The sequence below is a fragment of the Paraprevotella xylaniphila YIT 11841 genome (genome assembly GCF_900683745.1).
Classification (GTDB): domain Bacteria; phylum Bacteroidota; class Bacteroidia; order Bacteroidales; family Bacteroidaceae; genus Paraprevotella; species Paraprevotella xylaniphila.
The window spans coordinates 2,401,566-2,418,650 of the sequence record NZ_LR215980.1 but is presented as its reverse complement, the minus strand read 5'-3'; the positions used below and the strand labels follow the sequence as shown (position 1 = coordinate 2,418,650).

Genomic DNA, 17,085 nt, shown 5'->3' with positions numbered 1-17,085 from the left:
TTTTTATTTTGAAAGGGTGGACGCAAGTCCGCCGGGACCGTCGAACAAATAGGTGAACTCGTCGAAATAAGCCGTGCCGGAAGTCTCCTGCGTGTTGTAGCTGTACAGGCCGATGCGGCTGCCTTTCCAGTCGCCGGAACCGGATTCGAACGTGTCGCCGAACTCAATGAAGGTTTCGTTGTTCACGCTGTAATAGAATTTATGCTTGTTGTTCACCGCGTCGATTTCCAGACGGATATAGATGCCCTTGTCCATGACCGAGGATATGTTGAAAGAGGTGGTTTGGGCCGTCCCGTCCTTTTCCATGTAAAGCCGGGGAGTGGCCGTTCCGTCCTTGTCTTCCATGATGACACCGCCGCCCACGAATTTGTTGCCGATGCATTCTATGCCGGCCCGTCCGCCGGGCGTCAGTTGCGCGAAGTCTATTTTTACGGTGACCACGCCTTTGTATCCCATGGTCTTTTGCGTAAACTGGTTGAAGGCCGTGCGCAGTTTCTCCGCCTTTTGCGATTTGATAGCCAGCCAACCCGGCTTTTCCGTCAGCGACCAGTATCCGTCGTGCGGGTTATGGTTGAACTGCCATTGCAATCCCAACTCCGTAGCTTCGAAGTCGTCGCTGGATTGTGGGGCATAGGCTTTTGTTTCCACGCTGGTGGAGGGCTTGCGGCAGATTTTCATGGGTTCGCCGATGCCGTTCTTGTCGTAGTCCGTACCCATTTCAGGGAATCCGTCCTTCCAGACGACGGGTTGGAGGTGTACCACGCGTCCCTGCGGCTCGGTGGACTGGAAGTGGTAGAACCACCATTCCCCCTCGGGCGTGTCGACCAAGGCACCCTGATGCGGGCCGTTCACTTTGGTCGAACCCATTTCCAGTACGCGCTTCTGTTCGTAAGGGCCGTAGATGTTTTTGGAGCGCATCACGGTCTGCCATCCTGTGCTGACACCGCCTTCCGGGATGCTGATATAGTAATATCCGTCTTTTTTGAACAGTTTCGTGCCTTCTGCCACAGGACCCTCGTACACTTTCCGTCCCTCATCGAGCAATGTCTTGCCGTCTGCGCTCATCTTATGGATGATGATGGGGCCTCCGCCCAACTGGCTCCGTCCGATGTAGGCTTGCCCGTCCTCGTCCCACAACGGGCACGGGTCTTCCCATCCTGACACTTTCTTCACTTGGTAGAGCGGAGTCCATGGCCCTGCCGGATTGGTGGCTGTGCTCATGAACAGTCCTTCGTTCGGCGTGCATACGTACATCCAGAATTTGCCGTCGTGGTAGCGCAAGGCCGGTGCCCAACTGCCATTGCCGTATTTGTCCATGCCCGAGTAGCCGTCCAAATCCATCCGGTCGAAGATTCGTCCTATGATTTTCCAGTTCACCATGTCGTCGGACTCCAATATGTTCATGCCCATGAAGTGGAACTCCGAGCACGTCATGTAGTATTTGTGTCCCACGCGGATGACATCAGGGTCTGAGTAGTCACCGTTCAATACGGGATTGGCAAACGTCCCGTCTCCCAAGTCGCCCCAACGTGTGTCCGTGTACCATCCCGAGGAGCCGCCCAAATCCTGCCCTCCTGAGAACAGTCCCATGCGTTCGCTGTCCGTGTAAGCTCCCATGACAGGGCGAGCCCGGTGTTCTCCCGGGAAAAACTCCTGTACGGATTCTTCCCCTTGTCCTACTTTCTCAAACGCTGTCATTTGCTGTGCTGTGAGCGGCATGAAAGCCAAGTTGCAGCACAATAAAGAAAATGCGATTGTATTTTTCATGCGTTGATGATAATTTATGAATGAATACACAAAAATACAATCAAGAGCCGGGGCGTACTATTACAAATACGTCATAAAATGTAAGGTTGGCATCTATCCTTATCTTTTCAGGGCGGCCCGGATAACGAACCAACCGTGTTGGATGAGGGTAGTCGTCCAACCGAAGTGTGAGGCCATGATGCGGAAACGTTCCCGCAGTGATTCCTGATGGTGCTGTGTGGTCAATCCTTCACTTAAGTAATCGGTAAGGATAAGCCTTGTGTTATATATCGGTTGTTTGAGACGTTCCGCCCGTTTCAACAAACGTATGCACCAGTCGTAGTCGGCAGAAAAGCGAAAGCTCAGGTCGTAAAGTTCCTGCCGGGCCAAATCCGTTCGTACATAAAACGATTGGTGGCAAACCAACATGCCGTGTCGGAACTTTTTCCAGGTCAGTTGTTTCGGTGCTTGCAGGCGGCGGTGGCGGATGAAGCGTCCTTGCCCGTCTACCCAATCCGTTTCGCCGTAGAGGATGGCGGGGCGGGAAGCGTTCATGTCTATATGGCCGAAAACCTGTTGTAAGGTGTCGGGGGCGTGCAGCCGGTCACCGGCGTTCAGGAAGACGATATAGTCGCCGGTGGCATGTTCCAGGGCCTTGTTCATCGCGTCGTAAAGTCCCTTGTCCGGTTCGCGGATCACCCGGATGTCATGCGGGCACGTCTTACCCGTATTGGCATCCACGTATCGGTGGATCAGTGCCATGGTCTGGTCTTTGGAACATCCGTCGATAATCAGGTGCTCGATGTGGGGGTAAGTCTGGGCGGCCACGCTTTCCAAAGTGCATGGCAGCGTCTTTTCCGCATTATAGGTGACAGTGGCAATGGTTACGGTGGGGAAAGGGGTTTTGTTCATGTTTTTTTGTGTGGGGTGGGTTTTATCTTTTCTCGGATGCGCGTTTGTAAACGGCTATATATTTGGAAGCCACGTTGGTTTCGCCGTAGTGGGCCAAGGCCGAGTGTACGGCGTGGGCGGACAGTTCCTCCCACGGGGCGGTTTCCAGTGTGAAATGTATGCCTTCGGCCAGGTCTTCGGCGTTCCGTGCTTCGGCCAGATAACCGTTTTTACGGTGGTCTATCATTTCCGGTATGCCTCCGACGTTGAATCCTACGCAAGGAACCCCGCAGGACAGGGCCTCCACGATGGTATTGGGCAGGTTGTCCTCCAACGAAGGCGTGACGTATGCGTCCACCGCATTATATAGGCGTGCCATTTGTTTTTCGTCGCTTACGTAGTCGATGGCATAGACCGGGAATGGGAAAAGCGCACGAATTTGGTCGGCACGGTTGCCGACTACCACGATACCGATGCGTGTGGCCAAATCGGGATGCTTTTCTTTCAATATGCGGCAGGCTTCCATCAGATAATCTATGCCTTTGCGCGGGTCGGTGGCCTTTAGCGAACCGAAAAGCAGCAGCTTCTTGTCGATGGGCAGGTTGCATTGTAGGCGCACCTTGACCTGTTCGGCCGGGTGGAAAATGTTAGCGTTGATGGTATTGGGGATAGAGATCACCTCCTGCCCGACCAGAAGCGCACTTTGGCGTGCCAGGCCTTCCAACCATCGGCTGCAAGCCACGAAAATGATATGTGCTCCGCGCAACATTTGCTGTTTTCGCCGGAACACCTTGGCCGACAGGTCATGCGTGCCGCCTCCGTGCAGAAGCAGGGGGCAGTGGTGGCACTCGGTTTGGTATTTCGTGCACTCTCCGCTGTAGTGGCAGATGCCGGTAAACGGCCATTGGTCGTGCATCGTCCACACGATCGGTTTGCCGCTGTCTATGATGCGGCGTATGTCTTTCAGGGAAAGGAAGCCTTGGTTGATCCAATGCAGGTGGATGACATCGGCTTCCTTGAATTCCGGCAATGCGGTGATGTCCGTACCGGTGTTGGCCAAGTCCACTTGGAACAGGTTGTGCTTCTTGAACCGGTTGGCTTTCCAGATACAGACGCGTTCCCATACGAATTTGGCTTTCAGCAGGGGGGACTGGGGCAGGCTGGCCACCGTAATCTGGTCCGTCCGTTTGTCGCGCACTAGCATTTTGGCTTTTACCCCGTTGTTTTTCAGGGCTTCCATGAGGCGGTTGGCTGCGATGGCCGCCCCTCCTATGTTTTCGGATGTGTTGATAATGAGTACTCTCATACGCTTTTCATTCGTTTCTTCTGGAGGCATGGCCTTATGCGCCGAAATCCCCCTTTAATGTCCGTTTGAGCCGTCTTATGGCTTTGGCCGTAAATGAATTGGTCTTGGCATAATAACGCGAGTAGGCTTTCCTTGCCTCGGCGCATTCCTCTATCGGTTCTATCTTTACCACCGGCAATGGCTCCATGTAAAGTCCGGACTGGTATAGGTTTCCGCCACCGCAATTCGTCCCGCTACCGTCGAACCCGGTGTTTTGTACAAGTGATTTTCCCACATTGAGCGACAGGATGCCATTGAGGAATAAAGAGGCATTCCATCTGATGGCCCAAGAGTTATTCTTTCCTTCGGTTTGTCGGCGGAGCATGCGGGTGTATCCGTATTTCCCGTCAAAGTCGAATGTGTAGGTCAGTTTCTTCCGTTCGAGTTCTTCCAATAAGGCTTTCCCGTCGGGATTAAAGAACTGCCAGGCGCGTTTCCAAGTGGCCCACCCCCAACTTCCGGTCCATTTGATAAGGAACGTGTCAGGCAAACTCGGGTCATTGGTAAAGTCGCAGGCCTGGATGTGTCCTACTTGGGGGACATCGGCGTAAACGTCCAGTGCGTCGTTCATGAATTGGAGGAAATGCGGAGCCACGACCAAGTCATCTTCCAATACGATGACCCGCCCGTACCGGTTGACCATTGTGGTGACACCGTCTATGATGTTCCTTGCCAGCCCCCAGTTCTGTTCCCGTTCCGTGACGTGCACTTGCCGGAAGCCTTTGGCTTCCCTTACGATGTGCCTCACTTCTTCCACGGCTGCGCGGTCGGCCTCCGAACGCGCGGCATCGGAGTAGATGAACAGGTCGCTGTCCGCAGACAGCGTGTTGCGCGACAATGCCTCTAAGGCTTGACGGGTATGCGCGGGGCGGTTGTAGACGAATAATAATATCGGTGCTGTGTCCATGTCTTATTGGATTTGCTGCGTTTCGATAGCCCAGTCGCCCAATGTCTTCCGTTCGAGGTCGAAGTTGATGCCGACCTTGACCACGGGCAGCCCGCATAAGGCGAAGCGTTCGGGATAGTTCTTGAGGTTGATTTGCTGCATGGCTGCTTTTGCCGTCCGGTTGAGTTTGGCCTCGATGAGGTAGAGCGTGGTTGGGGTGCGTAACACGACATCCACCCTGCCTTTGGGAGTGCGCACTTCCACATCCGCATAGTAACCGAGGAGGCTGAAGATGATGTAGAGCACTTGTTGGTAATGCCCCTCGGTGTCAGTCCGTTCGCAGTAGGGTATGGTGGAGAGGAACGTTTGGAGAAGTTGCAGCATGCCGTCCATGTCGTCGCGTGCCATTGCCCTGGCCATGTGAATCACCATGGAATTGGTGGACAGGCTGTCGGGGGTGATGTAATAAGGGATGAGGCTTCTCATCAGTCCGATCCGGACTTCCTTATTGGGAATGTCGAGGGTGTAAGCGTCGAAGTTTGCGTCATAGTCTTTGATGGTGATGTACCCGCTTTGGTAGAGGAGCGGGACGATGCTTGTCATTCTTTCGGTGGGTGCGTCGAAATCGGATGCCATGGCTTCGGTGCCCCCGATTTTGGAAGGGGGCACGTTGAACTTGTTGAGCATTTCGATGAGGTAGGTGGGCGTGCCGCTCCCGAACCAGTAAGCCCCTAACCTTCCGTCGGCAAAAGCGTTGAGCAAGCTGTAAGGGTTGTAGATGTCGGGCGAGGGCCATGTGAAGTGATACCCGTCGTAATTCTCTTTGAGTTGCCGCATGGCCTCTTCGGGGGTAGTGCCGAGTTTTCCGGCCTGCATTTCGAGGTCGGCTGCCATTTGCGTCCGTATTTCTTCCTCGCTGATGCCGCATACGGTGGCGTATTCCGGCAGCATGCTGATATTTTTAATATTGTTAAGCTCGCTAAAGATGCTCAGTTGGGAGAATTTGGTGATGCCGGTGAGGAAGACGAACCGCAGGTAGGGGTCGCAGGCCTTTAGCGGACTGTAGAAGTTCCGCATGACGTTGCGCAGTATGGGCAGGTCTTCTTCCTCATGCACCACGTCGAGCAGGGGAGCGTCGTATTCGTCGATGAGCACCACCACTTGGCGGCCCGTCTGTTCGCAGGTCCGGCGGATAAGGTCTGTAAGACGTGTGTTCGTATCGGGGATGTCAGATTCGATGCCGAAATTCCTTTCCAATGTCTTCAGTTGCCACAACAGGTAGCGTTCCAGTCCCTCCTTGTCCAAATGCTTGCCCATGCTCATGTCGAAGTGCAGTACGGGATATTCCGTCCACTCCGTTTCCCGCTTTTCGATGGCCAGTCCTTTGAACAGTTCTTTCCTGCCTTCGAAATAGGCCTGCAGGGTACTGGTGAGCAATGACTTGCCGAAACGGCGCGGACGGCTGAGGAATACGTATTTGGAGTCGGAATGCGTGATGCGGTACACGTGTTCCGTCTTGTCGATGTATACGTATGGTTTGTTCCTTAGTTCGGAAAACGTTTGTATCCCGATGGGGTAAAACCTGCGTTGTTGTTCCATGACTTTTCCTCCTTCTGTTAGTCTGAAAGCAAAGATAAGGCTTTATTTTCGATTTCATGCCGTGCGGAGGCCGGATTTTTACCGGTCGTGCGCCTTCGTTCTTGCCATATCTTTTAATATTACGGATAATTCATAAGTATAGTGTTCTAAATTAAATTCCCGTTCAGCCAAATTACGGCCGTTACGTCCCATCTGTCGGGCTTCTTCCGGGTGGGTATATAGGTATGCAATGGCTTGTTTCCATCCTTCCACATCATTGTAGTCCACGTAGATTCCCGCCCTTTCTTTCTCTATGTCCATTTCAAATTTGGGATTACGGGTGCAGATTACGGGGAGCCCTAACGCGAAAGCCTCGACCAGAGTGGTCAGCCCGACGGTGTAAGGAAAGTCCTGGCAACAAATTACAACGAATCTTGAACGGCAAACTTCCGTGGCCAGCATGTGGGGGAGGATGCCTACCGTGAAATGTACCCGTATATTGGAATATGCCTCGTATGCTTTCAGCAGGGCTTGGTATTCCGGATCCGGAGTGGTGAAGATTTCGACGGGAAGTCCTGTCCCGGCAAATGCCTTGAGTAATGTGGCGAAGTCACGATGCTCTTTGCCAGTGGTGATGAATGCCCTTTCCTGCTTCCCGTTGCCTGTGGCAGGAAGATGTTGGCGCAGGTAGTCATAGAAATCAATGTCGGCTCCCCAATGTATCAGGTGCAGGCGGTCGGCGGTGACCTTGCCCGATTGCAGTGAATCGTTTATCAAGATTTGGCTGAAAAAGAATATTTGGTCGATGCCTTTGTAATAGAAGCGCGAAATCATGTCCTTTATTGGGTTGGGGTTGCGGACTACGGCTTGGTGATGCCAAATGGCGATGGGCTTGCGGAACAATCCCAAGGCGCGGCAAAATATGATAAGCTCTAAACCATAAAAAGAGGTTCCATATAACAAATCATACGTTTCCTTGCATCGTATAATCTCGAAGAAATTGTAGAATGATAATTTGAGGCGGGATGAAAAACGGCGGAAAGGGTGGAGTATCGGCGTGATGCCATATTTGTTAAAATGGGTTAGTCCGTACAGGATATGTCCGGGGTGCAGATGCTTTTCCCATTCCCCCAATGCTTCCTCTATGGGACGTGTGTGGTAATAATAGATTTTCATGTTCCGAAATTCCCTTTTTTATGTGCGTTTGATTCTACGTATGGCTTTTGCCATAAACGGTAATATAAAAATCATTTGTTACGGCAAGTTTCGGCTTGTCGGCATTAACATTCTTTGTGCTTTGCGTGTGGCGAACAACAGTCTTGACGGATTAGGAAGAGAATCTGCCAGCCTCTTGCGGTTGTTTGCGAATGGCAGGCAGAAAATAATGGAGACTATCATTGGGGAGTTTTATGCTTCCGGTAAGGAAAGCAGGTATTCGGGAGCGAAATCCGCCCCATTCTCCCATTCTATGGTGTTATACTTTACGGTGAACCGCTTGAAGAAGTTCAAGTCCTTCAGAGGCTCGAACACCTTGCCTTTTAACGAGGTGCGCAAGTCCACCACTTTTGTCACTTGGTTGTTGAACCATAGCCGAATGCGGTAGCCGTCCACATATTCGGCTTTCACTACTTCTGTAAACATATCCGTATCCTATTTTAAAGGTTCTATTTTTTTCAAAGGGTCGCCTTTTTGCGCTTTCTCCCAGTTGTCCATCAGTTCTTCTTTGTGCTGTTCCAACCATTCAAGAATCATCTTCAGTGCCCTGCCCGGCATTTAGTTTACAAAAATAACATAAATATCCGAGAAATAGGCAATTACTCCCCCAAAAAATATGATAGTCCATATTTATTTTTACATTTTTCCCTATACGTATGCTCTCCTATATTACGTGGACTAATAGGATGGACTCTTTTTGTTTCCATGGCGTGGAGGAGCTGATGAGTTTGCTGTTTCAAAATAGGTTATGGAGTTTTTCTTGGGCAATGTAGTCTTAACATAAATTATGTGTTCGTCTTCCGCTTTTATGCTTGGAGTATTGGATATTTCTTTATTTTTGTGAAAGTTAAAACATGACTTTCAAGGCTCGTAAGTCTGTGTTCGAGAAGTTGGAGCAGATAGTGGACATCGCGTCTTTGTCGAAAGAAGAGCGAATGAAGTACGACGAAAGCATCAAGGTGTACCGTGACCAGTTGGCCACGTTGGATTTCGCAGAACAGAAAGGACGTGCAGAAGAACGGTTGGACATAGCCCGGAAGATGAAGGCTTCATCTGTTCCGGCAGGGACAATAAGCCTTTGTACGGGCTTGTCATTAGAAGAGATTGCCAAACTATGACAGGATGAGCTTGTTCCGTTTTCATGACGTGAATGTGTTTGTCCGGTTGATGGGTAAGCCGTTTAAAATAGGTTATGCCCATTTTTTTTGCACAAAATCAACAGGTTTCACCTTAATAAATTGTTCTACAGGTTGTTTTGTTGTGCACAAGCCTCTTCTGTGTGAAAGGGAGGTGAAGCCTTGGTGAAGGATGTTACAGGAGAGGTTTCACCATATTACGCTGATATACAGAAAGTATGAAGGATGCGAACCCTTTTTTGCAAAAACTTCTTGAATGTGGTGTATAGGAGGGCGTAATCCGGCTGACTTTTGTTCTTTTTTCGTTTGCCGCAAGGTGACAAATAGTTTACAGCCGAAACGAAAACCGTTCGGCTGTGATTGGCATGGCGTTTTGGGGTTTTCGTTGGGCCATGTATGGCTTAATATGGTTTATGCTTTTGATTATTCATGTTTTTATAGAGGGGGTTCTTTGTTTTTAATGATAAAATACATCTTGAATAGCTTCTTTTAGTGCTTTGAGATATCCTTTGCCAAATTTTAAGTCGGGCTCCATATAATTGCCTTCAGCCCATTCATTCCAGGATTTGAGGAAAACAATGCGGTCTTCCATAGCTTTATGTGATATGTTGTTGAAAGATGCCTGGGCATGTTTTTTAAATTTCTCGGGGGTAGAGCGGATGAGAATGTGTCCGGCTCTGCCTGAGCGGGGAGAGTGATCCCAATTGGGAATGAGAGTGGGATAACAGTCATTGGCTTGTTCCTCAGGACCTTGAAAGTATTGTGAAGCACGGCTATACTCAATATGCCGTCCTCTTTTTAATGCAATACGTTGAAACTTGGCATTTATGCGCTCCCACAAAGAAAAATCCTTTTTGAATACATCGAATAGCCTTATTAAAACATTGGCATCAAATCCCCATTGGCGAAAAAGAACCAAATCTTCTATTTTATAAGTATGTCCTACAAAGTGAATGCGGAAACCGTGTTGGGAGGCAAGCTTTTGCCACAGTTCGATAAAGTGGGGAGGATTGGGGATTTCTTTAGGAGAGTAGACTACAAATATGGGATTTCCGTGTATGCGAATGTATCTTGGGTCTTGGAAAGCGGGTAGCACGGCATTGAAATGTGCAATGTAGTCTTCATCCCCGGGATAGAGTTGTTCCATTAACATTTTATGTCCTCCGTCTTTGTTGAACTGTTTGTCTTCCCAACTATGGTTTGCCCATGCCAGACAAAAGGGGAAATCCGGTTTCCCACTGTTTAGCACTTCGTTGAATGGCCTTTGTAGTAGTTGCTTGCCATTTCCAAACCAATAATGCCAATAACAGAAACCTTCTATACCATATTCGCGTGCCATGTCGGCCTGGGCTTGCCGCGTTTCCGGCAAACGAAGGTCATAATAGCCTAAATCAGCTGGTACACGTGGTTGGTAATGTCCTTTGAATAAAGGTTTTGCTTTGCCCACGTTGGTCCATTCCGTAAATCCCTTGCCCCACCATCTGTCGTTTTCCGGGGTGGGATGGAACTGCGGTAAATAAAAGGCGATGACCCTTACTTTTGGATTATTGTTGGGTTCCATGTTGAATTAATTTTATGATATGTAATGCGTCTTCTTTTGTCTTTAGCGGACGGTACAACTCATCTATAAGCGTGGTTATTTGCGTTGAAGACAATTTATTTAAACAGACATTTTTGATAATTGGAATTATTTCTTCAGCTACTCGGTAACGGATGAGCCGAGCCGGGTTGCCTCCAACAATTGCATAAGGAGGAATATCGTGTGTCACAACTGCTCCGGCTGCTATGATGCTTCCTTTGCCAATCGTAACGCCGGATAATATTGTAGCTCCGTAACCAATCCAAACTTCATCTTCAACTATGATAGGACCTTTGCTACGGCTGTCTGTTTGGCAGTGTTTGCCTTCAAGGGTTGAGCGTATGGGATAAGTAAATAACGTTTCAGTCTGATGATTGCCGCTTAAGATGAAATGTACGTTTGAGGCTAATGCTACATAGTTCCCTATTGTTAATTTTTCTATTGGGGGAAAATAGCTCAAGATATGTAACTCTCCGTATGTGCCGTTGCCTACTTCGACACATTCCATTGGAAAGATATTCATTGGTACGGTTTGGTTTTGCTTGTTGCGTTTGCGCCATTCTTTTTTGAATTTAGTAAGTGCATAAGCTCGGACAAAACTTCGTAATATGGGGATTTTTGAGGAGAAATTCATCTGTTGGTTATTCTTTTATAAGTTTTTCGTAAGAATCGTTTCAGGCTATATCGCTTAGTTCGCATCAATAAATTCTGAGGTAACGATATGAGGTATAATGCCATTCCTCCCGGGGTGGCTTTCATAGCTTTTATCCAATCTTTCCGTCGGATGAGCCGGAAACAATTCCATGGTTTGTCGAAACCTGCATAATGAATTTGTACGGGATGTGCCAATCCTTCATTAAACTTAGCGAGTGCAATGACTTTGTCTCCTGCAAATTCGGTATTGCCTTGGTAAAAATCTCTTTGGTTCATGTTTAACCGATAGAAAGAAATAGGCAGGCTATAACCTATCGGTAAATATTTGATGTGGGGCCAACAGGTTAAAATAATGCAGTCTTGTTCCGGTAAACGTAGTCGTGGATAGTTGTTGACATAAAAATTGATAATTTCTTCTTGTTTATGGTCGTTGCGCAATTCTTTGAGGTTGATAAGTAAGAATCCTGCAGCAATTTCATGTTCAAGTATTTCCATTTCAGCCGTACTGAAGTCTTGCCGGTAGTAAGGCATACGGCTATTTTCTATTGGTCCTACGCCGGCATAATAAAACTTTTCATTTGGGAACATAAAAAACACAGGAGAGAAATCACCAGTAAAAACTACGTCCACGTCCGAACATATAATTCTGTCATATTGGGGAAGGACATCAGTTGCAATAAGTTTATAGAAAATTTCTTTGGAGTAATGTGCTTTAGTGCCGAAATTTTTAATTTTTTCATCGTATTGTGTGACATTAATGAAATGTAATTCGGCATATGCAAATTCTTTTAGACTGTTCTGTAAAGATTGTTGGGCTTTGGTGGACAAGGTCGTATGGAATACATATAATTCATACCAATATTGCGGTGAGGCATGTTTCATCATGGAGTGGATGGCAACCTTTGCTGCTAGCAAGTAATTAGCGTCAAAAGTAAAGAATACAGGTATTTTTTGCATATTGTCCATATTGTGGGGCTCTTAGGAAAAACGGATAATGCTTTGTCTCAATTTCTGTTTTATCCTTTTGTTATTATTCATTTTTTTGCAAAAATATGGAAACTTTTTTGTCCACCCAAGTCTTTAAGGCATCTTTTTTAGATGGTATGTGCTTTTACGAAATTTAGTTTAAACTCTTGTTTCCGCTTTTAGTCAAACTATAAATCTTGTTCAGTCACCGTATTGTAGAATTGTATATTATAATAAGTGCAGATGAATGGGGAGAAAAAACCACGAATCATGAAAATCAATCCTTTATCCTTATGGGGAAGAGGATATATTTGTTTGCGATGTTTCATGCAAGTGAAACAAAGCTGTAAAAGATTCAATGGGTTACGGCTATAGAACAGTTCGGTTATCTTGTGTAAGACGGGGTGGCGTGTTGAAGATGTTTGTTCATGAATGTTGTTATAGAAACATTTAAAACTTTCTGTATTTCTAAGTTTGAAGAAGTTGTATGTTCCATATACATAAGGAGCTATAGGGGAATGTGGCTTATACTTGGACAACTTTTTTCCTACGGTAGTTATCACAGATGCTGGGTGTACTCTATGCCACGATAGTGGTTCTTCGCATTTTATGATGCTATCGGTTAGGGCTGCGTTCATGGCTAGCCACCAATCATAATAGAATGTCATACCGTCCCAGGGCTTCAGGTTTTCGATAAAAGTCCTTTTTATAAGCATGGCGTGCCCCGGTATATTGTCTCTAAAAAACAAAGACTCTGCGGTGAAAGGCAATGGGAGGTAGTCTTTGGTTTGCTGATGAGAGCAGGTTGGGGAAGATATAATGTCAGAGAAGCACAGGTCGTATCCTTTTTTCTTTTCTATTGATTGTACTAATTTTTCTACTTTCTCTGGAAACCAAATATCGTCTTGGTCGGAAATTGCTATATAGTCTGTTTCTTTGGATACGAATTTGAATGTGTCATGAAAGTTTTGGTTGCATCCTTTATTTCGTGCATTTTGGTGTATTTTGATAAAAGTGTGTTTTGCAGCATATTCTCGTAGTATATCCATCGTGCCGTCTGTGGAACAGTCGTCACTGATGATAATTTCGTGGATAGGATAAGTTTGCGCGAGTATGGAATCCATTTGTTCACGTAGAAACCGTTCTCCGTTGTAGGTGCACATTACGACAGATACTGTTTTTTTCTCCATAAGGCTTGTTTGTTTGTGGCAAAAGTATGAAATATTTTGTTTTCATAGTGATTTTGAATGCCTTTTATTTAATGAACGTGTTTTTTTATATCCATTTAATAAAAAATATATCCTAATATTTGGATGCTAATATTTTCTTTCCTATATTTATGGCATGTTAATTTTAAAAAGTGTGCTTATGAGAAAGTTAATTACCTTGGTAAGTGTTGTTTTTGCTTTTACCAATATGTCCGCACAGTTAAAAGTGCATTCCAATGGGAATGTAAGTATTAAAACTACAGATACACCTAATGCGGCTTTGGCAATAGGTGGGGCGGGAGACGCAACCCAGTCTTTGTTTGTGAAATCTAATAATGTCCCGTTGCGAGTAGATCGGAATGGTTCTGCGACAACGAGTGGGGCTTGGACGTATGCTGTTGATGTTGCTAATGAATTGACAGACTCTCGAATGGCAATTGGTATAAGTGGTTTGGTGCGGACTGCGGATTATGCCGTATTGAATAAAGGTCGTGCTTTTGGGATATATGGTGCGGCAGGTTATTCCACATCTGGCTATAATTACAGCATATACGGTAATTTGCTTAGTACACAAAACGGTGCTGCGGTAGTAGGGGCTTTGAATTCTATGGATGTCAAAGTTCCTGGACGTTATGCCGGTTACTTCCAAGGCGATGTCCGTACTACCGGGAATTTTTATGGTACGGTGCTGACCCCTTCGGCTTCCCGGTCTGCCTTGATGGGGCGTTCGGCAGTGATGCCCCTGTCGGCTGAAAGTGACGGGGAGAACAGCATGTCGGTGGGCGAGAAACTTTCGCGGTTGACCGCCGTGCAGTATAACCTGTCCGAACCGCAGGCGGCGCAGGCTTTTGCGGCATCGGGAGATACCGTGGCAGCAGCTCCCCGTTCCGTGACAGACGTGCAGGCATTGGAGAAAACACATTACGGCTTGGATGCCGAAGTGCTGAAGGAAGTCTATCCGGACTTGGTCTATGAAAGTCAGGAAGGAGACCTTTGTATCAACTACACGGAGATGATCCCACTTTTGGTGCAGTCCGTCAATGAACTCCGTGCACAAGTGGTATCGTTGCAGGGGGCGCAGACCTATAATGTGCGCGCCCGGAACGGAAATGAAACGGGCATCGGCGGCAACGCATTGGATGTCCCGGCATTGGAGCAAAACGACCCGAACCCGTTCACGCAAACGACAGTGGTGCGCTATACGTTGCCGGAAAGCGTGAAGTCTGCATTCCTATACATTTATGATTTGAACGGCACGCAGGTAGACCAGAAGACGTTGCAGAGCCGTGGCAAGTCTTCCGTGACGCTTGAAGCCGGAAGCCTCGCCCCGGGGATGTACCTTTATGCCTTGGTGGCCGACGGCAAGGTGATCGACACCAAGCGTATGATCATTACCCAATAAGGAAGGAGGCACTTATGAAACGTTGGATGAACCTGTTCTTTTTGTTATGGGGGACGGCTTGTACCATTATGGCTGCTACCGAGGACGGCACTTGTTTCTCGTCCGTGGAAAACGTGTCGGCGGCTGCTTTGGAAAAAGTCCCGCAGAGCAGCTCTGTTTCGGTGGACAAGCATGATTATAAGCCCTACGTGGCTCGTGTGCAAGACGACGGGGTGGTTTATGTACAAAACCAGACGTTTACTTCCACGCATACCGTTACGGGGGAAAATATCGTGGCCGGGGAGAAGGTGACGACGGCGCAGCCGCAGGGAAAGGTCGTGGTGAAGTCCGGGGCAAACGTGACGATGAAAGCCTCCGGCACCACCACATTGGAAGCCGGCGTTGAATGCGAGAAAGGAGGCGTGCTGGAAATCGCTCCATTATAACCATGTTTGGCAAATCGGGAAACCGGATGAAATAGACGGGGTATTTTGCGTTTTTAGCGGAATATCCCGTATTTTTTGTGAATTAGATATAAGGGAAATAAAATCATTTGTTTTATCTTTGTATTTGACTTATTTAATTAAGCTGTTCATGGACGCAGGGGATAATGAGTTAATCAAGTACATTAAAGAGGGTGATTTAAAGGCTTTTGAGAGAGTCTTTAAGGATTATTATGCTTTGATGTGCAGTGTGGCCATGGATTATGTGAATGATTCTGCCGTATGTCAGACTTTGACGGAGGATGTTTTGTTGAACCTTTGGGAAAAGAAACGCGAAGTGGTGATTACGACTTCCTTGCGTGCTTATCTTTTACGTGCCGTGCGCAACAAATGTATCGACCATCTCAGGACACATCGTCAGGTCTCGGGCTTTTTAGGTTACTATGATTCCTTGGACGGGATGTTCGGAGGGGCAATGGCAGACGAAAAGGACTTGTTCGAGCAATTGATTTCGGATGAATTGGCGGAGTTGCTGGACCGGGCGATTGATGAGATGCCGGAGGAACGTAGGCGGGTTTTTATACTGGTGCGCATGGAGAATAAGACTTACCAGGAAGCAGCCGATATGTTACATATTTCGGTGAATACCGTGAAATATCATCTGAAGAGGGCGCATGCGGAGTTGCAGGATAAGTTGGGGTCTTACATTTTGCTACAAATATTGTCTTTTATGTTACTTTCAAAGATGCTCCATTCTTTGAATTGAGAAATGCTCGTGTCAGGATAACATGCCTTGTGGTTTTAATTCATAATTTCTATAGGCTTTCTTGTGAAAAGTTTGGCGGTTTATGCTGTTTTTTGAAGCATAAATAAATTATTTCTGTTTTTATACTACCCATTCTGTCTATTTGTTTCGTCTTAGAAGAAAAAAGCATCAAAGTGGAAACAAATAGCGATATAGATTCATTGATAGAGAAGCAATGGTCGGAGGGGCTGTCTCCGGAGTCGGAAGACGTGTTGCGTGAATGGGTTTCGGCAGATGAAGGGCACCGTAAGTATTACGAGCGCTGCATGCTTTTGTATCGGTGGATGGGCATTCGGAAGCGTATGCCCGTATTCGAAAAAGAAAGGAAGAAAGCATACGGGCGTTTCCTGAGAAGTATAAAGGGAGAGAATATGCCGGTTCCTTTCGTTCACAAGGTTTTCAGTCGGAAGTTTGTGGCCTGTGCGGCAATGGTGGTCGTCCTTTTGGGAGGCGGACTGGCTGTATGGCAACAGCAAGGTAAAGCGGCGGGGGAACAAGTTGTGCAAGGATGTGCGCGAGAAATCAAAGTGCCGAAGGGGATGAAAGAACGGATCATATTGGCCGATGGAACCAAAGTTTGGCTGAACTCCGGAAGTTGTCTGACATTGGGTCCGGGATTCGGGCAGACCGACCGCGAACTTCAGTTGGAAGGAGAAGGAATGTTTGACGTGGCTAAGGATAAGCAGAAACCTTTTATTATTCGTTCCGGTGATATCCGTGTCCGGGTGACGGGGACTGTATTTAATTTCAAGTCCTATCCGGAGGAACGTTTTGCCAAGGTCACTTTGGTACGCGGTAGCCTGGATGTGTCGAGTGTGACGGGACGTGTGCCCCATACCGTGACGTTGAAGCCGTGCGAACAGGTCGTGTTGGACCGCAGTAGGGATGTGATGGAGAAGAAGGTGGTGGAAACGGCACCGGATGTAGCTTGGACTTGTGTGGGACAAAGGGGTGAATCCATGTCCGAGGACACGTCGGAAACAGAAATGACAGGGCATGCGGGAGGTGAGGAAGCCTTGTTTTTCGATGAGATGTCTATGGAACAGATTGTGCAGGAGTTGGAACGGGTTTTTCATGTGAATATAGTGGTGAAGAATCCCGGAATATTGCAGGAAAAATATTATGGCGATTTCCGGAACCGGAAAGACATTTTTGCCATATTGGACGTGATGTTGAGGGGCGAACAGGTTTCCTATCAGATCAAAGGCGACACGGTCTTTATCGGAGAATAATCATTTAATAATCATAGTAA

The 17,085-nt window shown here is 47.4% G+C and carries 16 protein-coding genes and 1 pseudogene; 5 read left to right on the top strand and 12 right to left on the bottom strand.

What is annotated here, in order from left to right; all coding sequences use genetic code 11:
* Positions 1–3 precede the first annotated feature (3 nt).
* The 8 genes from E0E47_RS10460 to E0E47_RS10425 all read right to left on the bottom strand — a co-directional run bounded on the left by E0E47_RS10460 (position 4) and on the right by E0E47_RS10425 (position 8,219).
* On the bottom strand, positions 4–1,767 hold the full coding sequence (locus E0E47_RS10460; protein WP_477623095.1) for a glycoside hydrolase family 43 protein: 1,764 nt from the start codon (positions 1,765–1,767) through the stop codon (positions 4–6).
* Between the two features lie 99 nt (positions 1,768–1,866).
* A complete protein-coding gene (locus E0E47_RS10455) occupies positions 1,867–2,658 on the bottom strand; it encodes a glycosyltransferase family 2 protein (protein WP_130893615.1) in 792 nt (263 codons plus the stop codon).
* 22 nt (positions 2,659–2,680) lie between these two features.
* The gene (locus E0E47_RS10450) at positions 2,681–3,943 is read right to left on the bottom strand and encodes a glycosyltransferase family 4 protein (protein ID WP_130893614.1); all 1,263 of its coding nucleotides are present in this window, start codon (positions 3,941–3,943) and stop codon (positions 2,681–2,683) included.
* 34 nt (positions 3,944–3,977) lie between these two features.
* On the bottom strand, positions 3,978–4,889 hold the full coding sequence (locus E0E47_RS10445) for a glycosyltransferase (RefSeq protein ID WP_130893613.1): 912 nt from the start codon (positions 4,887–4,889) through the stop codon (positions 3,978–3,980).
* A 3-nt stretch (positions 4,890–4,892) separates the two neighbouring features.
* Positions 4,893–6,467: an ATP-binding protein gene (locus E0E47_RS10440; protein WP_130893612.1), complete on the bottom strand. Its 1,575-nt coding sequence runs from the start codon at positions 6,465–6,467 to the stop codon at positions 4,893–4,895.
* Between the two features lie 78 nt (positions 6,468–6,545).
* Complete coding sequence (locus E0E47_RS10435) at positions 6,546–7,622, bottom strand: glycosyltransferase family 4 protein (RefSeq protein ID WP_130893611.1); 1,077 nt, start codon at positions 7,620–7,622, stop codon at positions 6,546–6,548.
* 231 nt (positions 7,623–7,853) lie between these two features.
* On the bottom strand, positions 7,854–8,087 hold the full coding sequence (locus E0E47_RS10430) for a DUF2442 domain-containing protein (protein ID WP_008626457.1): 234 nt from the start codon (positions 8,085–8,087) through the stop codon (positions 7,854–7,856).
* A gap of 9 nt (positions 8,088–8,096) precedes the next feature.
* Positions 8,097–8,219: a DUF4160 domain-containing protein gene (locus E0E47_RS10425; protein ID WP_008626456.1), complete on the bottom strand. Its 123-nt coding sequence runs from the start codon at positions 8,217–8,219 to the stop codon at positions 8,097–8,099.
* A gap of 296 nt (positions 8,220–8,515) precedes the next feature.
* Here E0E47_RS10425 and E0E47_RS10420 point away from each other — a divergent pair.
* A pseudogene (locus tag E0E47_RS10420) lies at positions 8,516–8,779 on the top strand (Rpn family recombination-promoting nuclease/putative transposase); the annotation flags it as partial.
* 475 nt (positions 8,780–9,254) lie between these two features.
* Here E0E47_RS10420 and E0E47_RS10415 read toward each other — a convergent pair.
* The 4 genes from E0E47_RS10415 to E0E47_RS17625 all read right to left on the bottom strand — a co-directional run bounded on the left by E0E47_RS10415 (position 9,255) and on the right by E0E47_RS17625 (position 13,186).
* Entirely contained in the window at positions 9,255–10,358 is a 1,104-nt protein-coding gene (locus tag E0E47_RS10415) for a glycosyltransferase WbsX family protein (RefSeq protein ID WP_130893609.1), read from the bottom strand.
* The gene (locus E0E47_RS10410) at positions 10,342–11,010 is read right to left on the bottom strand and encodes a CatB-related O-acetyltransferase (protein ID WP_008626447.1); all 669 of its coding nucleotides are present in this window, start codon (positions 11,008–11,010) and stop codon (positions 10,342–10,344) included. The genes E0E47_RS10415 and E0E47_RS10410 overlap by 17 nt, the downstream gene beginning before the upstream one ends.
* Entirely contained in the window at positions 11,007–11,996 is a 990-nt protein-coding gene (locus tag E0E47_RS10405; RefSeq protein WP_130893608.1) for a glycosyltransferase family 8 protein, read from the bottom strand. The genes E0E47_RS10410 and E0E47_RS10405 overlap by 4 nt, the downstream gene beginning before the upstream one ends.
* Positions 11,997–12,184: 188 nt before the next feature.
* Positions 12,185–13,186, bottom strand: a complete 1,002-nt coding sequence (locus E0E47_RS17625) for a glycosyltransferase (RefSeq protein WP_232038404.1) — start codon at positions 13,184–13,186, stop codon at positions 12,185–12,187.
* Positions 13,187–13,364: 178 nt separating this feature from the next.
* Here E0E47_RS17625 and E0E47_RS10390 point away from each other — a divergent pair, with 178 nt between their 5' ends.
* From E0E47_RS10390 to E0E47_RS10375, 4 genes are all read left to right on the top strand, one after another.
* Positions 13,365–14,606: a T9SS type A sorting domain-containing protein gene (locus E0E47_RS10390; protein ID WP_232038403.1), complete on the top strand. Its 1,242-nt coding sequence runs from the start codon at positions 13,365–13,367 to the stop codon at positions 14,604–14,606.
* A 14-nt stretch (positions 14,607–14,620) separates the two neighbouring features.
* The gene (locus E0E47_RS10385) at positions 14,621–15,031 is read left to right on the top strand and encodes a hypothetical protein (RefSeq protein WP_130893606.1); all 411 of its coding nucleotides are present in this window, start codon (positions 14,621–14,623) and stop codon (positions 15,029–15,031) included.
* 148 nt (positions 15,032–15,179) lie between these two features.
* Positions 15,180–15,794, top strand: coding sequence for an RNA polymerase sigma-70 factor (locus E0E47_RS10380; protein ID WP_008626438.1), 615 nt, complete (start codon positions 15,180–15,182; stop codon positions 15,792–15,794).
* Between the two features lie 173 nt (positions 15,795–15,967).
* The gene (locus E0E47_RS10375) at positions 15,968–17,065 is read left to right on the top strand and encodes a FecR family protein (protein ID WP_130893605.1); all 1,098 of its coding nucleotides are present in this window, start codon (positions 15,968–15,970) and stop codon (positions 17,063–17,065) included.
* Positions 17,066–17,085: the final 20 nt, after the last annotated feature.

Coding starts and splice junctions, on each gene's coding strand:
- E0E47_RS10405 (WP_130893608.1), bottom strand. CDS start 11,996: ATGGACAATATGCAAAAAATACCTGTATTCTTTACTTTTGACGCTAAT.
- E0E47_RS10460 (WP_477623095.1), bottom strand. CDS start 1,767: ATGAAAAATACAATCGCATTTTCTTTATTGTGCTGCAACTTGGCTTTC.
- E0E47_RS10440 (WP_130893612.1), bottom strand. CDS start 6,467: ATGGAACAACAACGCAGGTTTTACCCCATCGGGATACAAACGTTTTCC.
- E0E47_RS10415 (WP_130893609.1), bottom strand. CDS start 10,358: ATGGAACCCAACAATAATCCAAAAGTAAGGGTCATCGCCTTTTATTTA.
- E0E47_RS10435 (WP_130893611.1), bottom strand. CDS start 7,622: ATGAAAATCTATTATTACCACACACGTCCCATAGAGGAAGCATTGGGG.
- E0E47_RS10455 (WP_130893615.1), bottom strand. CDS start 2,658: ATGAACAAAACCCCTTTCCCCACCGTAACCATTGCCACTGTCACCTAT.
- E0E47_RS10390 (WP_232038403.1), top strand. CDS start 13,365: ATGAGAAAGTTAATTACCTTGGTAAGTGTTGTTTTTGCTTTTACCAAT.
- E0E47_RS17625 (WP_232038404.1), bottom strand. CDS start 13,186: ATGGAGAAAAAAACAGTATCTGTCGTAATGTGCACCTACAACGGAGAA.
- E0E47_RS10445 (WP_130893613.1), bottom strand. CDS start 4,889: ATGGACACAGCACCGATATTATTATTCGTCTACAACCGCCCCGCGCAT.
- E0E47_RS10410 (WP_008626447.1), bottom strand. CDS start 11,010: ATGAATTTCTCCTCAAAAATCCCCATATTACGAAGTTTTGTCCGAGCT.
- E0E47_RS10425 (WP_008626456.1), bottom strand. CDS start 8,219: ATGCCGGGCAGGGCACTGAAGATGATTCTTGAATGGTTGGAACAGCAC.
- E0E47_RS10450 (WP_130893614.1), bottom strand. CDS start 3,943: ATGAGAGTACTCATTATCAACACATCCGAAAACATAGGAGGGGCGGCC.
- E0E47_RS10380 (WP_008626438.1), top strand. CDS start 15,180: ATGGACGCAGGGGATAATGAGTTAATCAAGTACATTAAAGAGGGTGAT.
- E0E47_RS10430 (WP_008626457.1), bottom strand. CDS start 8,087: ATGTTTACAGAAGTAGTGAAAGCCGAATATGTGGACGGCTACCGCATT.
- E0E47_RS10385 (WP_130893606.1), top strand. CDS start 14,621: ATGAAACGTTGGATGAACCTGTTCTTTTTGTTATGGGGGACGGCTTGT.